Raw genomic sequence first — 14,812 nt, 5'->3', positions numbered from 1 at the left:
GGAGACATTCCCATGGCAACTGCTTCTGTATCCATCACCGTGCCGACCCCGGCCGACCAGGTCTGGAACCTCATCGGCGGCTTCGATTCATTGCCCGACTGGCTTCCGTACATTCCCCAGAGCACGCTCAGCGAAGGCGGTCGCGTGCGCCATCTGGCCAATCCCGATGGCGATGCCATCGTCGAGCGCCTGGAAGCCTTCGACCAGGCCGATAGCAGCTACACCTACTCGATCCTGCAGGCCCCGTTCCCGGTCAGCGGCTATCGATCCACCCTGCGTGTGGTCGAGCAGGGCGACGGTTCGCGGATCGACTGGTCCGGTGAGTTCACTCCGGTGGGCGTCAGCAACGAAGAAGCGTCCGCGCTGTTCGAGGGCATCTATCGCGATGGCCTGAAGGCCCTGGAAACCACGCTGGCCGGGTGAATGCCCGTGTGGCGTTGACCGCATGCAGGCGCCCCGGCCGGTCCGGGGCGTCTGCGTGTCAGGGTGCGGGCGTCGGTGCACCGCAGGCGACGCGATGCATGGGAAAGTCCATTGCCTGCTTCGGATTGTCCTGCGCGATCTCGATGCGCGCATGTGCGCGCTGGTCGTCGAGGCGCCGGTAGTGGATACGTTGTGGGAAGTCGTTGGCAGGATTCTCGAAGACCGCCTCGTTGGCATCGACCCGGGTGGCGTTGAAGTCCGTGGCGTTCTGGCCAGAGGGCAGGGCAGTCAGCACCAGGCGCCCATCATCGTGCTGGCGCAGTTGCATGAACTCGAAGCCGACGGTTCGCCCGTCGCGCAGGCTGCGGCTGCTGCCGAACAGGGTGTTTCCAGCCAGGCTGGTCCATTGCTCGCCGGCACCGGGTGGCTGCCCATCAAGCTGCCAGCAACCGGCCAGCCAGGCCAGGTGTTCGATCTTCGAGGGTGAGGCGGATAGCGCGTGCGGGGCCGCGAGCAGCAGCGGCAACAGGGCCAGGGCGATGCGGAGTGACATCGGTGCCTCCATGCGCGGGAATGTGCGGCCTGTATAGCGCCCGCCAGATCATGCGGCCAGTGCCGTCCTTTCCAGTGCCGATTCCGATACGATCTGTCACATTGAGCTTGTCTCGCTTGACCCGGAGTCCCGTCATGGTCGACCGTCTCGCCATTCTGCTTGAACGCTTCGCGGTCACCGCCTCGGTGTTCCATGCCGGTGCGCTGTGCGGCATCAACACGCTGGAGGGTGAGGATGAAGCCGGGCAGCTGCACCTGGTGCGACGTGGCCCGCTGCAGGTCAGTCATGCCCAGCAGACCGTACAGGTGGATGTGCCCAGCCTGCTGCTGTATCCGCGGCCGATGCCGCACCGCTTCAGTACCGACCCACAGCAGGGCGCCGACATGGCCTGCGCGAACCTGCATTTCGAAGGCGGCCGGCTCAATCCGATCAGCGCCGCGTTGCCGGATTTCATCTGCCTGCCGCTGGCTGGGCTGTATGGCGGCAACGCAGCGCTGGAGTTGTTGTTCGAAGAAGCGTTCGAGCAGCGTTGCGGGCGCGCGGCGATGGTCAACCGCCTGTTCGAGGTGGTGATGATCCAGGTGCTGCGCCAGCTGATGGAAGGTGGCGAAATGCGCGGCGGTCTGTTCGCTGGGCTTGGCCACCCGCGATTGCGGCTGGCGCTGGTGGCGATGCACGAAGCCCCGGCGCAGGGGTGGACGCTGGAGGATCTGGCCGAGGTGGCCGGCATGTCACGCAGCGTGTTCGCCGCCAGCTTCCGCGAAGCGATGGGGACCACCCCGGGCCAGTACCTGCAAGGCTGGCGGGTCGGGTTGGCACAGCAGGCGCTGCGCCAGGGCCGGCCGCTGAAGCGGATTGCCGACGAGGTGGGCTATGGCAGCGAGGCGGCACTCTCGCGCGCGTTCAAGGCGCACACGGGGCAGTCACCACGCGAATGGCGCGGACAGGCGCGTGCTGGCGCGGCCTGAGCCTCAGCCCAGCACCAGCCGGGCCAGCTTCATGCCACCGAACAGGCCGGCCAGGCCCAGCGCCACCGAGCCACCGGCATACAGCGCGGCCAGTCCGTGCTGCCCGCGCTGCAGCAGCAGGCCGATCTCCAGCGCATAGGTAGAGAACGTGGTGTAGCCACCAAGGATGCCGGTGGCGAGCAACAGGCGAAGCTGCGGCGAGGCACCATTGCGCATCGCGAAGACCTCGACCACCACGCCCATCAGCAGGGCGCCACTGATGTTGATCAGGAAGGTCGACCACGGCCAGGGGCTGCCGACGGCCACTCGGGCGCCGATCAGGTTGCAGGCGTGGCGCAGGCAGGCACCGATGCCGCCGCCGACGAAGACCAGGAAATAGTTGTTCAATGCTTGCATGGCGTGCCTCGAATGCGGGTTCGCAGGGTCAATGGCGAACGCCGAGGGCAGGCAAGACCTGCCGTCGACGAACACCGGGTTCGTCCTGGCAGGAGCCATCAGCCTTGTCAGGCGGTTATCGGGGGAGCCCCATCCCCATCGCGGTCCATGCTACCAGCGGCGGTGCATTCACGTCATCGAGGTCGTCAGCACGCGGGCCACCTTGCTGCGGCTGAAGCCATCCATCAGCAGTTCAAACGCGAGCAGGTCCAGCGCCGCGTGGCGGCGGTGGTCGATTTCCAGGCCATTCTCGGCCACCAGGTGACTGACCAGCTCGTAGGCGTCCTGCCAGACGTCAAGGTGGGCCTGGCTGGGAATGTAGGCGTTACCCGGCTCCCCGACGCCGCGCCCGTTCACTCCATACAGCAGCTCGCGTGCGTCCAGCTTGGCCGCATCGGCGATGCGGAACAGCTGCTCGGCTTTCACATGGGACGCACTGACATGGTCGTTGAGCCAGTTGCTGATGGTTGCCGTGGTGGATTTGGCGGCGCGGGCCAGATCGGCCGGGCGGGGGTGCCCGGCTTTCTTCATGGCGGCGGCGAGTCGTTGGCCGAGAGTATTCATCTATGCAAGCCAGCTTAACGCGTGGAATGCGAAGAATCCTTGCCGCAAGAATAAGTCTGGTTAACAAAAGGGCAGACCATGACCGAATTCTGGAACAAGCGGCAGGTGCGCACGCGGCTGGGGTTCCAGACCGATGCGGAGCTGGCGCGCTTCTTCGGCATCAGCCGTTCCGCAGTATCGCAATGGCCGAAAGACTTCCCGATCCCCGCTCTGCGGCAGTACATCCTGCATCAGCGTTACCCGAACCTGTTCCCCGCAACGGGCGCCGCCGAAGTCGAATCCGCCTGAATTACGCCGCCTTTTGTCGCATTTAGCGTGCTAAGCGCATTCTGTTAAGTACACTTAGCAAAATAGGAAAAACTGATCGTTTTGGCAGTACCTATTGTCGACGCCTACCGGCTGCCGGACAGGTGGCTGGGGCGCGTTGTCGGCTTCACCCCATCCGGGAGGGGCGGGGTCCCGTATGTGGTTTCGTGAACGATTAATAATTTCAATCGCGAAAGTCGCTGCATGTAATTGACCTGTCGTGAAATCTGTGACTAATTTGGATCAACCGGGCGTGAAGCCTGGGAGTCTTTCAGTAGCACGCAAGTGAGTCGGTAGACCGTCAACGATGCAGAACAAGTCCAACGGAGGTCGTATGGAATACGGCATGCATGGCTTGGCTGAACGGGTACGCCGCGAACTGGAAGCCAGCTATCACAAACACGGATGCGGTCCGGCGTTCTGGGATACCTACCAGCAGGTGCTGGACCGGCTCGTCCCGCAGGGGACCGAGCGTACCGAGTTCACCAACGAAATGGCGCTGATCATCGAGCAGCTGGGCATTGTCCGACGCGCGCAGCTGGTACCACCGCACGCCGACGGGCCGCGTTGATTCAGAGCAGGCGCCAGGCGCCGCAGGCAAGCAGCGCCAGCAGCAAAGACAGCAGGGCCAGGGTCCGGGGGCGCCACCAGCGCTTCGGTTGTCCGGCCATCGCCTGCGGACTGCAGTAGCGCACCAGCCCCGGACCGAACCCGGCCCGGTGCTGTTGCTGTGCGCAGGCCTCCAGACAGGCGCCGCAGGCCAGGCAGTCGGCCTGCGGCCCCTGGCGGATGTCCAGCTGCATCGGGCAGGCGCTGATGCAGGCCGCGCAATCGGTGCAGTCGCCAAGACGGTCGGCGCTGAAGGTCGGCATCGGTCCGGCCAGCAGCGGATGCGCGGCGCGGAACACGTAGTCCTGTGCAGTGGTCGGGTCGAGCAGGCCGCGGCCGCGGCCCAGCACGCCGCCCAGGCCGGATGGGCGAGGCCCACGTGGCTCGCCGCGGCGGGCGTCGTACAGCATGCGCGGCGTATGTGGATCGGTCAGCAGCGGCTGCATGCGTGCGAACGGGCACAGCGAACGGCAGACCTGCTCGCGCAGGAAGCCGGCGTTTGCCCAGGTGGCGGCGGCATAGAACAGCACCCAGAACGTTTCCCAGCCGCTCCAGCCGGCACGCGGCGCTGCGATCACCAGCTCGGCGATCGGACTGAACAGGCCCACGAAGGTGATGCCGGTCCACAGCGAGAGCAGCCCCCAGGCCAGCTGTGTGGCCGCGCGCGCAACGCGTGCCGGAAGCGTGCGGGCCATGCCGTCGGCGATCCAGTCGAAGGCACGGCGCCACAGTGTCTGCGGGCAGGCGTGGCCGCACCAGATGCGCCCGGCGAGGTGGGTGAGCAGTGCCAGCCCCACCGCGAGCACCGCCAGCAGGCCGACCAGCACCCCGACGTCTCCCGGCCACAGCGTCCAGCCGAACAGATCGAAGCGGCGGGCGTTGATATCCAGCAGCAAGGCCTGGCGGCCGTCCCAGTGCAGCCATGGCAATGCGTAGAACAGCACCAGCAAGGCGGCGCTGAGCGTGCCGCGCCAGTGCCGTGGTCTCGGTGTGCAGGTCGTACTCATCCCAGCGGCAACTCGTCGTCGTCGCCGCTGGGCATCGGTCGCTGCAGGTACCAGGTGATCGCGCTGGACAGCGCCGTCACCGTCCAGAACATGAAGAAGCCTGCCGTGTAGCCCATTTCACGGCTGATCTGCGTGCCCGGGAAACTGATGGCCTGCAACCGCAGCGGGTCGACGAAGGCGAAGAACACCACGCTGGCCAGGCCGGCAGCGATGAAGCTGGGCCAGAGGATCGCGCCCCATTGCTGGATCAACTGCTGGCGACGGTTGGGAGAGGGTCTGTTCATGCTGTCCCGGATCGAAAAGTGGGCGGCGCGTATACTCGCCTGGGTTGGCGCGGCATCCGCAGGGCATGCTTCCTGCAAGCGTGCCAGCCTAGGTGCAGCGGACTGCGCCGACATTGATCTGGATCAACGGTGGTGCCGGCCGGCTGCGGCACACTGCCGGCACGCTTTGGGTACCCCGATGAACGCAACGCCGCCTGTCCTTCCTGTCGCCTCGCCCGAGCTGTGCACCGAGCAGGAAGTGACCCGCCTGGTCCACGACTTCTACGCCCGCGTGCGCGGGGAGGAGCGATTGGGGCCGGTGTTCGAGGCCCACGTCCACGACTGGCCGGAGCATCTGGCCCAGCTGGTCGACTTCTGGTCGGCGATGCTGCGCGGCACCCGGCGCTTCAAGGGTTCGCCGATGTCCAAGCACATGGCCATCCAGCTGGACAAGGATCTGTTCGACCGCTGGCTGGTGCTGTTCCGGATCACCACCGCCGAATGCGACAACCCGCCGATGGAGGAGCTGGCCAACGACGTGGCTGCGCGCATCGGTGACACCTTCTGGAAGCGCTACCAGATGCTGCGATGGCCGCAGGTCGGCCTGCCGGTGCTGGCGATGCCCGCCAAGGATTGATCTGGGTCAAGGCGGCGCAGGCCGCCCGGCGCGATGCTGGCGCCATGGACACGTTCTCTCCCGCCGCTGGTGGCCTGGCCTGGACCTTCGACCCCGACCTTCTGCGCCGGCACGACCGGCCGGGCCCGCGCTACACCTCGTACCCGACCGCGCCGCATTTCCATGATGGGTTCGACGCGCCGGCGCTGCGCCAGGCGATCGCCGACAGCAACCAGCTGGCCCGCGCGCTGTCGCTGTACGTGCATGTGCCGTTCTGTTCCAGCCCGTGCTTCTACTGCGGCTGCAACCGGGTGATCACCCGCGATCGCGGCCGTGGCCACAGCTATGTGTCGCGCGTGCTGGCCGAGGCCGATCTGCTGGCACCACAGTTCGAGGACGGTCGCGAGGTCATCCAGCTGCATCTGGGCGGTGGTACGCCGAACTTCCTCGATGCCGAGGCGATGACCACACTGGTGGAAGGGTTGCGCCGGCGCTTCGATTTCAGCGATTCACCGCAGCGCGATTTCTCGATCGAACTCGATCCACGCTTCATCGACACCCGTGACGTCGCCATGCTGGCGCGCCTGGGCTTCAACCGGGCCAGCCTGGGCGTGCAGGATTTCGACCCGCAGGTGCAGGAATCGATCAACCGCATACAGGGCGTGCAGCAGACACTGGACATCCTGCGCGCCTGCCGCGACAGCGGCATGCGTTCGGTCAACGTCGACCTGATCTACGGCCTGCCCGGGCAGAGCCTGGAAGGATTCGGCCGCACCCTCGAACGGGTGCTGGCGCTGCGCCCGGACCGCCTGGCGGTGTATGGCTACGCGCACCTGCCGCATCTGTTCCGGGCACAGAAGCAGATCGACGAAAGCCGGTTGCCGTCGCCGGAAGACAAGCTGGCGCTGCTGGGCCTGGCGGTGGAGAAGCTCTCCGCGGCTGGCTACCAGTACATCGGCATGGATCATTTCGCATTGCCGGAAGAGGATCTGTCACGCGCGCAGCGTGCCGGCCAGCTGCATCGCAACTTCATGGGTTACACCACCCACGCCGATACCGATCTGCTCGGCCTGGGTGTAAGTGCGATCAGCCATATCGGCGCCACCTACAGCCAGAATCCACGTGACCTGGCGTCCTGGGAGGACGCGGTGGACCAGGGGCAGTTGCCGGTCTGGCGCGGTGTCGCGCTGAGTGCCGACGACCAGCTGCGCGCGGAGCTGATCCAGCAGCTGATGTGCCAGGGCGAGGTGGATGGTGCGGTGCTGGGGCAGCGCCACGGCGTGGATTTCCAGCAGTACTTCGCCGAGGACCTGCGTTCGGTACAGCGGCTGCAGGAGGATGGCCTGGCCGAATACCGCGATGGCGTGGTGCGTGCGAGCGAGCCCGGGCGACCGTTGCTGCGGTTGCTGGCAATGTGCTTCGACCCGTATCTGCGTGCCGCACATGAGCAGCCACGTTACTCGCGGGCGATCTGAAAGCGGGATGTGCTGCGTGCGTGTGGTGCCCGGAGCCGGAATCGAACCGGCATGGGGTTGCCCCCGGCGGATTTTAAGTCCGATGCGTCTACCAGTTTCGCCATCCGGGCCTGCAGCGCGGCGCCGATTGTAGCCTACCCGTGTCGCTGCAGCCGGATTGCGCGGGAGCGACGTGCTTAACTGTTATCCCTGTTCATGTCATAGTCCCAGCCACCGTTCCCAGGGGGGGAGCCACCCGATGTCGCTGCACGCGATTGCCTATGCCAGTGAGGCCCGCGCCGATCTGCGGACAACCGATCTTGATCGCCTGCTGGCCGACGCCACGGCATTCAATCGTGTAGCCGGTGTCACCGGTGTCCTGATGTTCGACGGCAGCCGCTTCCTGCAGTATCTGGAAGGCCCCGAAGATGGCATCGATTCGGTGTTCCAGCGCATCTTCAATGCACGCAGCCACGCGCAGATGAGGCTGTTGTGCCGCGCGCCGGTGGTGCAGCGTGCGTTCCCGCGCTGGTCGATGGGGACGCGGCGGATCGATGCGGACCTGCTGACCCAGATCGTTGACGCGGCGTGGCCGGGTTTCCTGCTTGGCAGCGGTGGTTTCGAGCGCCTGCTGCAGGCCTGGACCGGTGCCGACGGCGAGCTGGAACCCGCCGCGGTCGCGCTGGGTTCCTGAGCCCGCCTTGGCGGCGGGGTATCGGGGCCGGTAGGCTGTAGCCTTTCTGGTGCGGGTTTCCCGGAGTGGTACAGCGAATGAGTGGGTTGGCCCAAGCCATGGCGGCACGCATCCGGTTTCACCCGGCGCACGGGATATGCCGATGAGCGTGCCCGTTGCGGCGGCGGTGACGCCGCGTTTCGCCGTGATCGGCCTGGGTTACGTCGGCCTGCCATTGGCGGTGGCGTTTGGCCGGCACTGGCCGACACTGGGCTTTGACATCGATGCCGGCCGCATCGCGGAGCTGCGCGGTGGCCGCGATCACACGCTGGAGATGGAGGCCGACGAGCTGGCCGAAGCCACGCATCTGCAGTACGGCAGCGATCCTTCGCTGCTCGATGCCTGCAACGTCTATATCGTCACCGTGCCGACCCCGATCGATGCATACGAGCAGCCCGACCTGGAGCCCCTGCGTTCGGCGACACGGCTGATTGCCAGTCATCTTCGCGCCGGCGATCTGGTGATCTACGAGTCCACGGTGTACCCCGGCACCACCGAGGAAGTGTGCGTGCCGCTGCTGGAACAGGGTTCGGGCCTGGGCTTCAACGAAGACTTCTATTGCGGCTACAGCCCGGAACGGGTCAGTCCCGGTGACCGCCAGCGGCGCCTGGCCGACATCCGCAAGATCACGTCTGGTTCGACCCCGGAAGTCGCTGCGGTGATCGATGGTCTCTACCAGCGCATCATCGACGCCGGTACGTTCCCGGCGCCGTCGATGCGCGTGGCCGAAGCAGCCAAGGTGGTCGAGAACATCCAGCGCGACGTCAACATCGCGCTGGTCAACGAGCTGGCGCTGATCTTCGACCGGCTCGGCATTGATACCCAGGACGTACTGGACGCCGCCGGCAGCAAGTGGAATTTCCTGCCGTTCCGGCCAGGCCTGGTTGGCGGTCACTGCATCGGCGTCGATCCGTACTATCTGCTGCACAAGTCCGAAAGCGTGGGCTACCACCCGGACCTGATCCACACCGCGCGGCAGGTCAACAACCGCGTCGGCGAGCACGTGGCGGCGCGCGTGCTGGCGATGCTGGCCGAGCGTGGCCGTGCACCGGCGGAGGCACGCATCCTGGTGCTGGGCGTGACCTTCAAGGAGGATTGCCCCGACCTGCGCAACAGCCGCGCGCTGGAACTGGCCCAGCGCCTGCGCGATGCGGGTGCGCAGGTGGAGGTGAGCGACCCGTGGGTCGGCCCGGCGGCATTGACCGGCGAGGGCCTGGATTGGCTGGCCGAACCCGGGGCAGGGCGCTATGACGCGGTGGTGCTGGCGGTGGCCCACGCCCGTTTCAAGGCAATGGATGAAGACGCAATCCGGGCGCTGCTGGCGCCAGGCGGCCTGGTCTACGACGTCAAATCGGCCTGGCCGCGCAACGTGGTTGACGATCGTTTGTAAGCCTTGGCAGCGAGCGGCGCGGTAGACTCGGGAACAGTTGCAACCGAGGAAAGCCATGCACCGGTACATCGTCTACCTGCTCGCCATCCTGATGTTCCCGATATGCCTGTGGCTGGCCACGATCTGGCCGGCCTGGTACTGGGGCGTCGGCCTGACTGCCGCGATGGTGGCATTGGGGACCTGGGACCTGCTGCAGAAACGCAGCACGCTGCGCCGCAACTATCCGGTGATGGCGCACTTCCGCTACGGGCTGGAATCGATCGGCCCGGAGATCCGCCAGTACTTCGTGCAGAGTGACCTGGAGGATGTGCCGTTCTCGCGCCAGCAACGTGCACTGATCTACCAGCGCGCCAAGAACGAGATGGACACGGTGCCGTTCGGTACCCTGCGCAGCACCTATGCGGTGGACTACGAGTGGATCAACCATTCGCTGGCGCCAACCGCCATCGCCAAGCATGACTTCCGCGTGTTGATCGGCCCGAACTGTGCCAAGCCCTATTCGGCCAGCGTGTTCAACATCTCGGCGATGAGCTTCGGTTCACTGTCGGCCAATGCCATCCGCGCACTGAACGAAGGCGCGCGGCGTGGTGGTTTCTACCACGACACCGGCGAAGGCTCGATCTCGCCCTATCACCGTGAGATGGGCGGCGATCTGGTCTGGGAGATCGGCTCGGGCTACTTCGGTTGCCGCGACGAGAAGGGTGGTTTCAGCGAGGAACGCTTCGTTGCCAATGCCACCCATGAACAGGTCAGGATGATCGAGATCAAGCTGTCGCAGGGTGCCAAGCCGGGTCATGGCGGCGTGCTGCCAGCGCCGAAGGTGACTGCCGAGATCTCGGTGACCCGGGGCGTGCCGATGGGCGTGGACTGCGTGTCGCCGTCGCGTCACTCGGCGTTCTCGACACCGGTCGAGCTGCTGCAGTTCGTCGCCCGCCTGCGCGAGCTGTCCGGGGGCAAGCCGGTCGGTTTCAAGCTGGCGATCGGTCACCCGTGGGAGTGGTTCGGCATTGCCAAGGCGATGCAGGAAACCGGGTTGCTGCCGGATTTCATCGTGGTGGACGGTGCCGAAGGGGGCACCGGCGCGGCGCCGGCCGAGTTCGTCGACCATGTCGGCGTGCCGATGCACGAAGCGCTGCTGCTGGTGCACAACACCCTGGTCGGCCTCGATCTGCGCGAGCGCATCCGCATCGGTGCAGCCGGCAAGATCACCAGTGCGTTCGACATCGCGCGCACCATCGCGCTGGGTGCCGACTGGTGCAATGCCGGCCGCGGCTTCATGTTCGCGCTGGGCTGCATCCAGTCGTTGAGTTGCCATACCGACAAGTGCCCGACCGGCATCGCGACCCAGGACCCGGCGCGCTGGAAGCATCTGGATGCACCGGACAAGGCCACCCGTGTGTACAGCTACCACGAGCACACGCTGCATGCCTTGAAGGAACTGCTGTGTGCCGCGGGCCTGAACGACCCGGCGGAACTGGGCCCGGAGCATATCCTGCGTCGGGTTTCGCCTGTTGAGATCCGTTCGCTGGCCTCGCTGTACCGCTACCTTGAACCGGGCGAGCTACTGCACAAGGTGCCGGACCACGCCGTGTTCCATGCGTTCTGGGCCGATGCGCGCAGCGATTCCTTCCAGCCGCCGCCGAAGATCCAGGCGCTGCGGGCCAGCAAGTCGCGATAACGTGTTGCTGTAGAACCGAGCCCATGCTCGGCTGCTTCTCTCATCGCGATGTTGGAACGAAGAACAGTCGAGCATGGCTCGACGCTGCAAGGAGATGCCATGCGGTTCCGGACCGGCACCACGGATGATGTCGCCACGCTGTGGGCGTTGCGCACGCGTTGCGTGCGCGAGACCTGCAGCAGCCATTATCCGCCCGAAGTGATTGCGCCCTGGTCGGCCTCGCCGCCGCCGTCGCAGTACGCGCGGTTGCTGGGGCAGGGCGGCTGCGTGGTGGCCGAGGATGGGCAGGGCGGCCTTCTTGGCTTCGGTGTGTTCGATGCCGATGCCAATGAAGTCGACGCGTTGTTCGTTGATCCTGATCGTGGCGGCCAGGGAATTGGCCAGGCGCTGATGCAGCGCCTGCTGGCAATGGCCGATCGTGAGCGTGAGGTGGTGCTGTCGGCCTCGCTCAACGCGGTGCCGTTCTACCAACGGCAGGGATTCATCAGCGTGCGCGAAGAGGTCTATCCGCATCCCAGCGGCGTGGCGCTGGCTTCGGTGAGCATGCGCAGGCCATGGTGAGCGCCCGGGGACTGTAAGGCAGTCGAGGATGGCTCGACTCTACAATGCAGGCGTCACCGCCCGGCCAGCCACCTGATCACGCCCTCGGCGGCGCGCAGGCCACTGGCGTAGCACGCGGTCAACAGGTAGCCACCTGTTGGCGCCTCCCAGTCCAGCATCTCGCCGGCGCAGAACACGCCGGGCACGGCCCGCAGCATCAGGCCATCATCCAGCGCATCCAGGCGCACGCCACCGGCGGTGCTGATCACCTCGGCCATCGGCCGGGGACGCAGCAGGCGCAGCGGCAGGCGCTTGAGCGTAGCCGCCACGGCAGGCAGGTCGTTGCCGGCTTCCTTACCCAGAATCTCGAACACCAGTGCGGCCTTCACCGCATCAAGGCCCGCCTGGCGACGCAGGTGCTCGCCGAAGCTGCGGCCCTTGCGCGGGCGTGACAGATCGGCCAGCAGGCGCGCTTCGTCGCGGCCCGGCACCAGATCCAGCCACAGCATCGCGTGGCCATCGCGGTTGATGGTCTCGCGCAGGTCCGCCGCCAACGCATAGATCAGGCTGCCTTCGATGCCGTACTCGCTGGCCACGCATTCGCCCTGCAGCGACTGTGGCTGTCCGGCCAGGTCGATCCAGTGCGCGACCACCGGCTTCAACGGTGCACCGGCATTGCGCTGGGCGAAGAACGGGGTCCAGTCCACGTCGAAGCCGCAGTTGGCTGACTGCAGTGGCGCGATGTCCACGCCACGGGCCTGCAGTGGTGCAACCCAGGCGCCGTCGCTGCCCAGCTGCGGCCAGCTGCCGCCGCCCATCGCCAACACGGTGGCATCGGCGTGGACATCGATCTCGCCGGCTTCGGTGGCGAAGCGCAGCGCGCCGTCGTTGCCCCAGCCGATCCAACGGTGGTTGGCATGCAGGCGCACGCCCTGTTCCTTCAGCCGGCGCACCCAGCCACGCAGCAGTGGCGCGGCCTTGCGGTCGACCGGGAACACGCGGCCGGAGCTGCCCACATAGGTCTCCACGCCAAAGCCGCCGGCCCAGTCGCGCAATGCCTGCGCATCGAAGCCATCCAGCCAGCGGCCCACGGTCGTGGACTGCTCGCGGTAGCGGCTGTCGAACAGCGGACGCGGATCGGAATGGGTGAGGTTGAGCCCGCCCTTGCCGGCGATCAGGAACTTGCGGCCGGGCGAACCCTTGGCCTCGTACAGGTCCACGTCCAGACCGGCGGCGCGCAGGCGCTCGGCGGCGAACAGGCCGGTCGGGCCGCCGCCGATGACGGCGACCCGCGGAAGCGGTGCGGCATTACGGTTTGACATCGAGCAGCTCGACATCGAACACCAGCGACGAACCGGCCGGAATCGGGCCAACCCGGCGGTCGCCATAGCCGTAATCCGGCGGGATCATCAGGGTGCGCTTGCCACCGACCTTCATGCCGGCCACGCCCTCATCCCAGCCGCGGATGACCTGGCCGGCGCCGAGCGCGAAGGTGAACGGTTCGCCGTGCTTGAAGGAGCTGTCGAAGGTCTTGCCGTGCTTGGTTTCGGTGCGGTTGTCGTAGATCCAGCCGGTGTAGTGCACGGTGACCTTGCTGCCGGCAACGGCTTCGGTGCCGGTGCCGGGCACGGTATCGATGCGCTCGAAGGTGGTCAGGGTGCCGCCGGGCGGTGGGCCGGACGGTTCGGTTGTGCAGCCAGCGGCGGCGAGGGACAGCAGCAGGGGAAGCAGCAGGCGGCGCATCGGGCGTCTCCGGAAGGGCGCAGGGCGAGGGCGGCAAGGGTAGCGCATCGGCGCCGGGTATCATGGGGGCATGGCAAAACTCCTGCTCAATCTGCGCAATGTCGGCGACGACGAATATGCCGATGTCTGCACGCTGCTCGACCAGCACGGCATCGCCTGGTATCGCACCGAACCCAGCCCTTGGGGCATCTCCAATGGTGGCCTGTGGCTGCGCGAGGACGCCGATCATCCACGTGCGAAGGCGCTGATGGCGGAATACCAGGCCGAACGCGGGCCGCGCATCCGTGCCGAGCGTGAGCAGGCATTGCGTGATGGCACGGCGGAGACCTTCGGCAGCCTGTTCCGGCGGCGGCCGGTCTACGTGGTGCTGGTGCTGCTGGCGATGGCCGGTGCGGCGGCGCTGGTGCTGCTGCCGTTCGTGCTGTTGCGGGGGTAATGGGGCTTCTGGCCGGGTTGCACCCGGCACCCGCAGACACAACGGCAACGGCAACGTCAAAAGCCGGGCTTCAGTGGGAGGGCGGGGCGGTGTGGACAGGCGGGGGACGGCAAAAGCTGCTGCTGCGTGCCTCGTAGAGCGCCATCCATGGCGCTCTGCGCCCCCGCCTGCCCACACCGCCCCACCCATGACTGATTCCGGTTGTTTGCCGGGCTTGGGGTCGGGCCCCTCCTGCGCAGAGGGCTCTGACCCCTGAATCTGCCCGGAGGGGCGGGAGGCGCTAAAATGGCAGGATGATCGCCAATACCGCCGCTTACCATTTCGCCGTCATCGACGCTCCCCAGGGTCTGTGCGACCAGTTGCTGGCGCGTGCCGAGGCGGCGCAGTTGCGGGGCACGATCCTGGTGGCGGGGGAGGGGCTGAACCTGTTCCTGGCGGGTGCGCCGGAGGCGGTCGAGGGTTTCTACGCGGCGCTGCGTTCTGACGCGCGGTTTGCCGATATGCGGGTCAAGACCAGCTTCAGTGAACATCAGCCGTTCGCGCGGCTGAAGGCCAAGGTGAAGGACGAGATCATCAGCTTCCGCCGTGACGACGGTCAGCCGCTGGACTATCCGCGCGCGCCGGCGGTCGATCCGGCCACGGTGCAACGCTGGTTGCGGCAGGGGCATGACGACGCCGGCAAGCCGGTGGTGATGCTCGATACCCGCAACCTGCAGGAAGTGGAGTACGGCACCTTCAAGGATGCGCTGGTGCTGCCGATTCACAAGTTCACCGACCTGCCCGAGGCGCTGGCGCCGCACCGCGAGGCGCTGAAAGACAGCACCGTGGTCAGTTTCTGCACCGGCGGCATCCGCTGCGAGAAGGCGGCGCTGTGGATGGTCAACGACGGCATGGACAACGTGCTGCAGCTGGACGGTGGCATCCTCGGCTACTTCGAGGAGGTGGGCGGCGAAGGCTACGAAGGCCGCTGCTTCGTGTTCGATGAGCGCGTGGCGCTGGATGCCGAGCTGAAGCCGATGGTCGACCAGCCGCTGCCGGAGCCGCGCCCCAGCGCGTTCTGACGCTTCCGCGGTAGAGCCGGCCGCTGGCCGGCT

Annotated in this window: 19 protein-coding genes, 1 tRNA gene and 1 riboswitch; of the genes, 12 read left to right on the top strand and 8 right to left on the bottom strand. The window is 66.6% G+C overall.

Features of this window, described 5'->3' with window-relative positions; all coding sequences use genetic code 11:
* Positions 1 to 12 precede the first annotated feature (12 nt).
* Positions 13 to 423: an SRPBCC family protein gene (locus AC5P67_RS06265; protein WP_495214397.1), complete on the top strand. Its 411-nt coding sequence runs from the start codon at positions 13 to 15 to the stop codon at positions 421 to 423.
* 58 nt (positions 424 to 481) lie between these two features.
* Here AC5P67_RS06265 and AC5P67_RS06260 read toward each other — a convergent pair whose 3' ends face one another.
* The gene (locus AC5P67_RS06260; RefSeq protein ID WP_043034343.1) at positions 482 to 976 is read right to left on the bottom strand and encodes a DUF6265 family protein; all 495 of its coding nucleotides are present in this window, start codon (positions 974 to 976) and stop codon (positions 482 to 484) included.
* Between the two features lie 134 nt (positions 977 to 1,110).
* Between AC5P67_RS06260 and AC5P67_RS06255 the strand changes: the two genes are divergently transcribed.
* Positions 1,111 to 1,944 (top strand): AraC family transcriptional regulator, encoded by an 834-nt coding sequence (locus tag AC5P67_RS06255; RefSeq protein ID WP_005408919.1) that lies wholly within the window; start codon positions 1,111 to 1,113, stop codon positions 1,942 to 1,944.
* Positions 1,945 to 1,947: 3 nt separating this feature from the next.
* Here the strand turns inward: AC5P67_RS06255 and crcB are convergent, their stop codons facing one another.
* Both crcB and AC5P67_RS06245 read right to left on the bottom strand, forming a co-directional pair.
* Positions 1,948 to 2,340 carry a fluoride efflux transporter CrcB gene (crcB, locus tag AC5P67_RS06250; protein WP_005412844.1) on the bottom strand — a complete coding sequence of 131 codons (393 nt, stop codon included), beginning with the start codon at positions 2,338 to 2,340 and terminating at the stop codon, positions 1,948 to 1,950.
* A gap of 82 nt (positions 2,341 to 2,422) precedes the next feature.
* Positions 2,423 to 2,486, bottom strand: a riboswitch (Fluoride riboswitch).
* A gap of 22 nt (positions 2,487 to 2,508) precedes the next feature.
* Positions 2,509 to 2,910, bottom strand: a complete 402-nt coding sequence (locus tag AC5P67_RS06245; RefSeq protein ID WP_005408921.1) for a transcriptional regulator — start codon at positions 2,908 to 2,910, stop codon at positions 2,509 to 2,511.
* 111 nt (positions 2,911 to 3,021) lie between these two features.
* Here AC5P67_RS06245 and AC5P67_RS06240 point away from each other — a divergent pair, with 111 nt between their 5' ends.
* Positions 3,022 to 3,231 (top strand): helix-turn-helix domain-containing protein, encoded by a 210-nt coding sequence (locus AC5P67_RS06240; protein WP_005408922.1) that lies wholly within the window; start codon positions 3,022 to 3,024, stop codon positions 3,229 to 3,231.
* 352 nt (positions 3,232 to 3,583) lie between these two features.
* The gene (locus AC5P67_RS06235; RefSeq protein WP_005408923.1) at positions 3,584 to 3,820 is read left to right on the top strand and encodes a hypothetical protein; all 237 of its coding nucleotides are present in this window, start codon (positions 3,584 to 3,586) and stop codon (positions 3,818 to 3,820) included.
* 1 nt (position 3,821) lies between these two features.
* Here the strand turns inward: AC5P67_RS06235 and AC5P67_RS06230 are convergent, their stop codons facing one another.
* On the bottom strand, positions 3,822 to 4,865 hold the full coding sequence (locus tag AC5P67_RS06230; protein ID WP_088436360.1) for a 4Fe-4S dicluster domain-containing protein: 1,044 nt from the start codon (positions 4,863 to 4,865) through the stop codon (positions 3,822 to 3,824).
* Complete coding sequence (locus tag AC5P67_RS06225) at positions 4,862 to 5,149, bottom strand: hypothetical protein (RefSeq protein ID WP_005408925.1); 288 nt, start codon at positions 5,147 to 5,149, stop codon at positions 4,862 to 4,864. Before AC5P67_RS06225 ends, AC5P67_RS06230 begins: the two co-directional genes overlap by 4 nt.
* Positions 5,150 to 5,327: 178 nt before the next feature.
* Between AC5P67_RS06225 and AC5P67_RS06220 the strand changes: the two genes are divergently transcribed.
* On the top strand, positions 5,328 to 5,765 hold the full coding sequence (locus tag AC5P67_RS06220; RefSeq protein ID WP_043034341.1) for a group III truncated hemoglobin: 438 nt from the start codon (positions 5,328 to 5,330) through the stop codon (positions 5,763 to 5,765).
* Between the two features lie 44 nt (positions 5,766 to 5,809).
* Positions 5,810 to 7,219, top strand: coding sequence for an oxygen-independent coproporphyrinogen III oxidase (gene hemN / locus AC5P67_RS06215; RefSeq protein ID WP_043034401.1), 1,410 nt, complete (start codon positions 5,810 to 5,812; stop codon positions 7,217 to 7,219).
* A 23-nt stretch (positions 7,220 to 7,242) separates the two neighbouring features.
* Here the strand turns inward: hemN and AC5P67_RS06210 are convergent.
* Positions 7,243 to 7,329: transfer RNA gene (locus AC5P67_RS06210), tRNA-Leu, on the bottom strand.
* A 128-nt stretch (positions 7,330 to 7,457) separates the two neighbouring features.
* Between AC5P67_RS06210 and AC5P67_RS06205 the strand changes: the two genes are divergently transcribed.
* The 4 genes from AC5P67_RS06205 to AC5P67_RS06190 all read left to right on the top strand — a co-directional run bounded on the left by AC5P67_RS06205 (position 7,458) and on the right by AC5P67_RS06190 (position 11,560).
* Positions 7,458 to 7,892, top strand: a complete 435-nt coding sequence (locus tag AC5P67_RS06205; RefSeq protein ID WP_005408981.1) for a BLUF domain-containing protein — start codon at positions 7,458 to 7,460, stop codon at positions 7,890 to 7,892.
* A gap of 142 nt (positions 7,893 to 8,034) precedes the next feature.
* On the top strand, positions 8,035 to 9,321 hold the full coding sequence (locus tag AC5P67_RS06200) for a nucleotide sugar dehydrogenase (RefSeq protein WP_005408982.1): 1,287 nt from the start codon (positions 8,035 to 8,037) through the stop codon (positions 9,319 to 9,321).
* 55 nt (positions 9,322 to 9,376) lie between these two features.
* Positions 9,377 to 10,999: an FMN-binding glutamate synthase family protein gene (locus AC5P67_RS06195; protein WP_043034340.1), complete on the top strand. Its 1,623-nt coding sequence runs from the start codon at positions 9,377 to 9,379 to the stop codon at positions 10,997 to 10,999.
* 99 nt (positions 11,000 to 11,098) lie between these two features.
* Positions 11,099 to 11,560, top strand: coding sequence for a GNAT family N-acetyltransferase (locus tag AC5P67_RS06190; RefSeq protein ID WP_044569785.1), 462 nt, complete (start codon positions 11,099 to 11,101; stop codon positions 11,558 to 11,560).
* A gap of 53 nt (positions 11,561 to 11,613) precedes the next feature.
* Here AC5P67_RS06190 and AC5P67_RS06185 read toward each other — a convergent pair whose 3' ends face one another.
* Positions 11,614 to 12,861 carry a TIGR03862 family flavoprotein gene (locus tag AC5P67_RS06185; protein ID WP_049417571.1) on the bottom strand — a complete coding sequence of 416 codons (1,248 nt, stop codon included), beginning with the start codon at positions 12,859 to 12,861 and terminating at the stop codon, positions 11,614 to 11,616.
* A complete protein-coding gene (locus AC5P67_RS06180) occupies positions 12,848 to 13,282 on the bottom strand; it encodes an FKBP-type peptidyl-prolyl cis-trans isomerase (RefSeq protein ID WP_005408986.1) in 435 nt (144 codons plus the stop codon). The genes AC5P67_RS06185 and AC5P67_RS06180 overlap by 14 nt, the downstream gene beginning before the upstream one ends.
* Positions 13,283 to 13,352: 70 nt before the next feature.
* Between AC5P67_RS06180 and AC5P67_RS06175 the strand changes: the two genes are divergently transcribed.
* A complete protein-coding gene (locus AC5P67_RS06175; protein WP_049396360.1) occupies positions 13,353 to 13,718 on the top strand; it encodes a DUF6164 family protein in 366 nt (121 codons plus the stop codon).
* 293 nt (positions 13,719 to 14,011) lie between these two features.
* On the top strand, positions 14,012 to 14,779 hold the full coding sequence (locus tag AC5P67_RS06170) for a sulfurtransferase (protein ID WP_076739965.1): 768 nt from the start codon (positions 14,012 to 14,014) through the stop codon (positions 14,777 to 14,779).
* Positions 14,780 to 14,812 lie beyond the last annotated feature (33 nt).

It is taken from the genome of Stenotrophomonas sp. YJH_SMC_21 (assembly GCF_059369555.1).
The sequence above is the reverse complement of the archived record's forward strand: the minus strand, read 5'-3'. Positions and strand labels throughout refer to the sequence as shown.

What these genes read in the sequence shown, in the direction of transcription:
- AC5P67_RS06245 (WP_005408921.1), bottom strand. Translation starts at nt 2,910, where the DNA reads ATGAAGAAAGCCGGGCACCCCCGCCCGGCCGATCTGGCCCGCGCCGCC.
- AC5P67_RS06200 (WP_005408982.1), top strand. Translation starts at nt 8,035, where the DNA reads ATGAGCGTGCCCGTTGCGGCGGCGGTGACGCCGCGTTTCGCCGTGATC.
- AC5P67_RS06225 (WP_005408925.1), bottom strand. Translation starts at nt 5,149, where the DNA reads ATGAACAGACCCTCTCCCAACCGTCGCCAGCAGTTGATCCAGCAATGG.
- AC5P67_RS06230 (WP_088436360.1), bottom strand. Translation starts at nt 4,865, where the DNA reads ATGAGTACGACCTGCACACCGAGACCACGGCACTGGCGCGGCACGCTC.
- AC5P67_RS06260 (WP_043034343.1), bottom strand. Translation starts at nt 976, where the DNA reads ATGTCACTCCGCATCGCCCTGGCCCTGTTGCCGCTGCTGCTCGCGGCC.
- AC5P67_RS06195 (WP_043034340.1), top strand. Translation starts at nt 9,377, where the DNA reads ATGCACCGGTACATCGTCTACCTGCTCGCCATCCTGATGTTCCCGATA.
- AC5P67_RS06220 (WP_043034341.1), top strand. Translation starts at nt 5,328, where the DNA reads ATGAACGCAACGCCGCCTGTCCTTCCTGTCGCCTCGCCCGAGCTGTGC.
- AC5P67_RS06235 (WP_005408923.1), top strand. Translation starts at nt 3,584, where the DNA reads ATGGAATACGGCATGCATGGCTTGGCTGAACGGGTACGCCGCGAACTG.
- crcB (WP_005412844.1), bottom strand. Translation starts at nt 2,340, where the DNA reads ATGCAAGCATTGAACAACTATTTCCTGGTCTTCGTCGGCGGCGGCATC.
- AC5P67_RS06240 (WP_005408922.1), top strand. Translation starts at nt 3,022, where the DNA reads ATGACCGAATTCTGGAACAAGCGGCAGGTGCGCACGCGGCTGGGGTTC.
- hemN (WP_043034401.1), top strand. Translation starts at nt 5,810, where the DNA reads ATGGACACGTTCTCTCCCGCCGCTGGTGGCCTGGCCTGGACCTTCGAC.
- AC5P67_RS06190 (WP_044569785.1), top strand. Translation starts at nt 11,099, where the DNA reads ATGCGGTTCCGGACCGGCACCACGGATGATGTCGCCACGCTGTGGGCG.
- AC5P67_RS06185 (WP_049417571.1), bottom strand. Translation starts at nt 12,861, where the DNA reads ATGTCAAACCGTAATGCCGCACCGCTTCCGCGGGTCGCCGTCATCGGC.
- AC5P67_RS06205 (WP_005408981.1), top strand. Translation starts at nt 7,458, where the DNA reads ATGTCGCTGCACGCGATTGCCTATGCCAGTGAGGCCCGCGCCGATCTG.
- AC5P67_RS06265 (WP_495214397.1), top strand. Translation starts at nt 13, where the DNA reads ATGGCAACTGCTTCTGTATCCATCACCGTGCCGACCCCGGCCGACCAG.
- AC5P67_RS06175 (WP_049396360.1), top strand. Translation starts at nt 13,353, where the DNA reads ATGGCAAAACTCCTGCTCAATCTGCGCAATGTCGGCGACGACGAATAT.
- AC5P67_RS06170 (WP_076739965.1), top strand. Translation starts at nt 14,012, where the DNA reads ATGATCGCCAATACCGCCGCTTACCATTTCGCCGTCATCGACGCTCCC.
- AC5P67_RS06180 (WP_005408986.1), bottom strand. Translation starts at nt 13,282, where the DNA reads ATGCGCCGCCTGCTGCTTCCCCTGCTGCTGTCCCTCGCCGCCGCTGGC.
- AC5P67_RS06255 (WP_005408919.1), top strand. Translation starts at nt 1,111, where the DNA reads ATGGTCGACCGTCTCGCCATTCTGCTTGAACGCTTCGCGGTCACCGCC.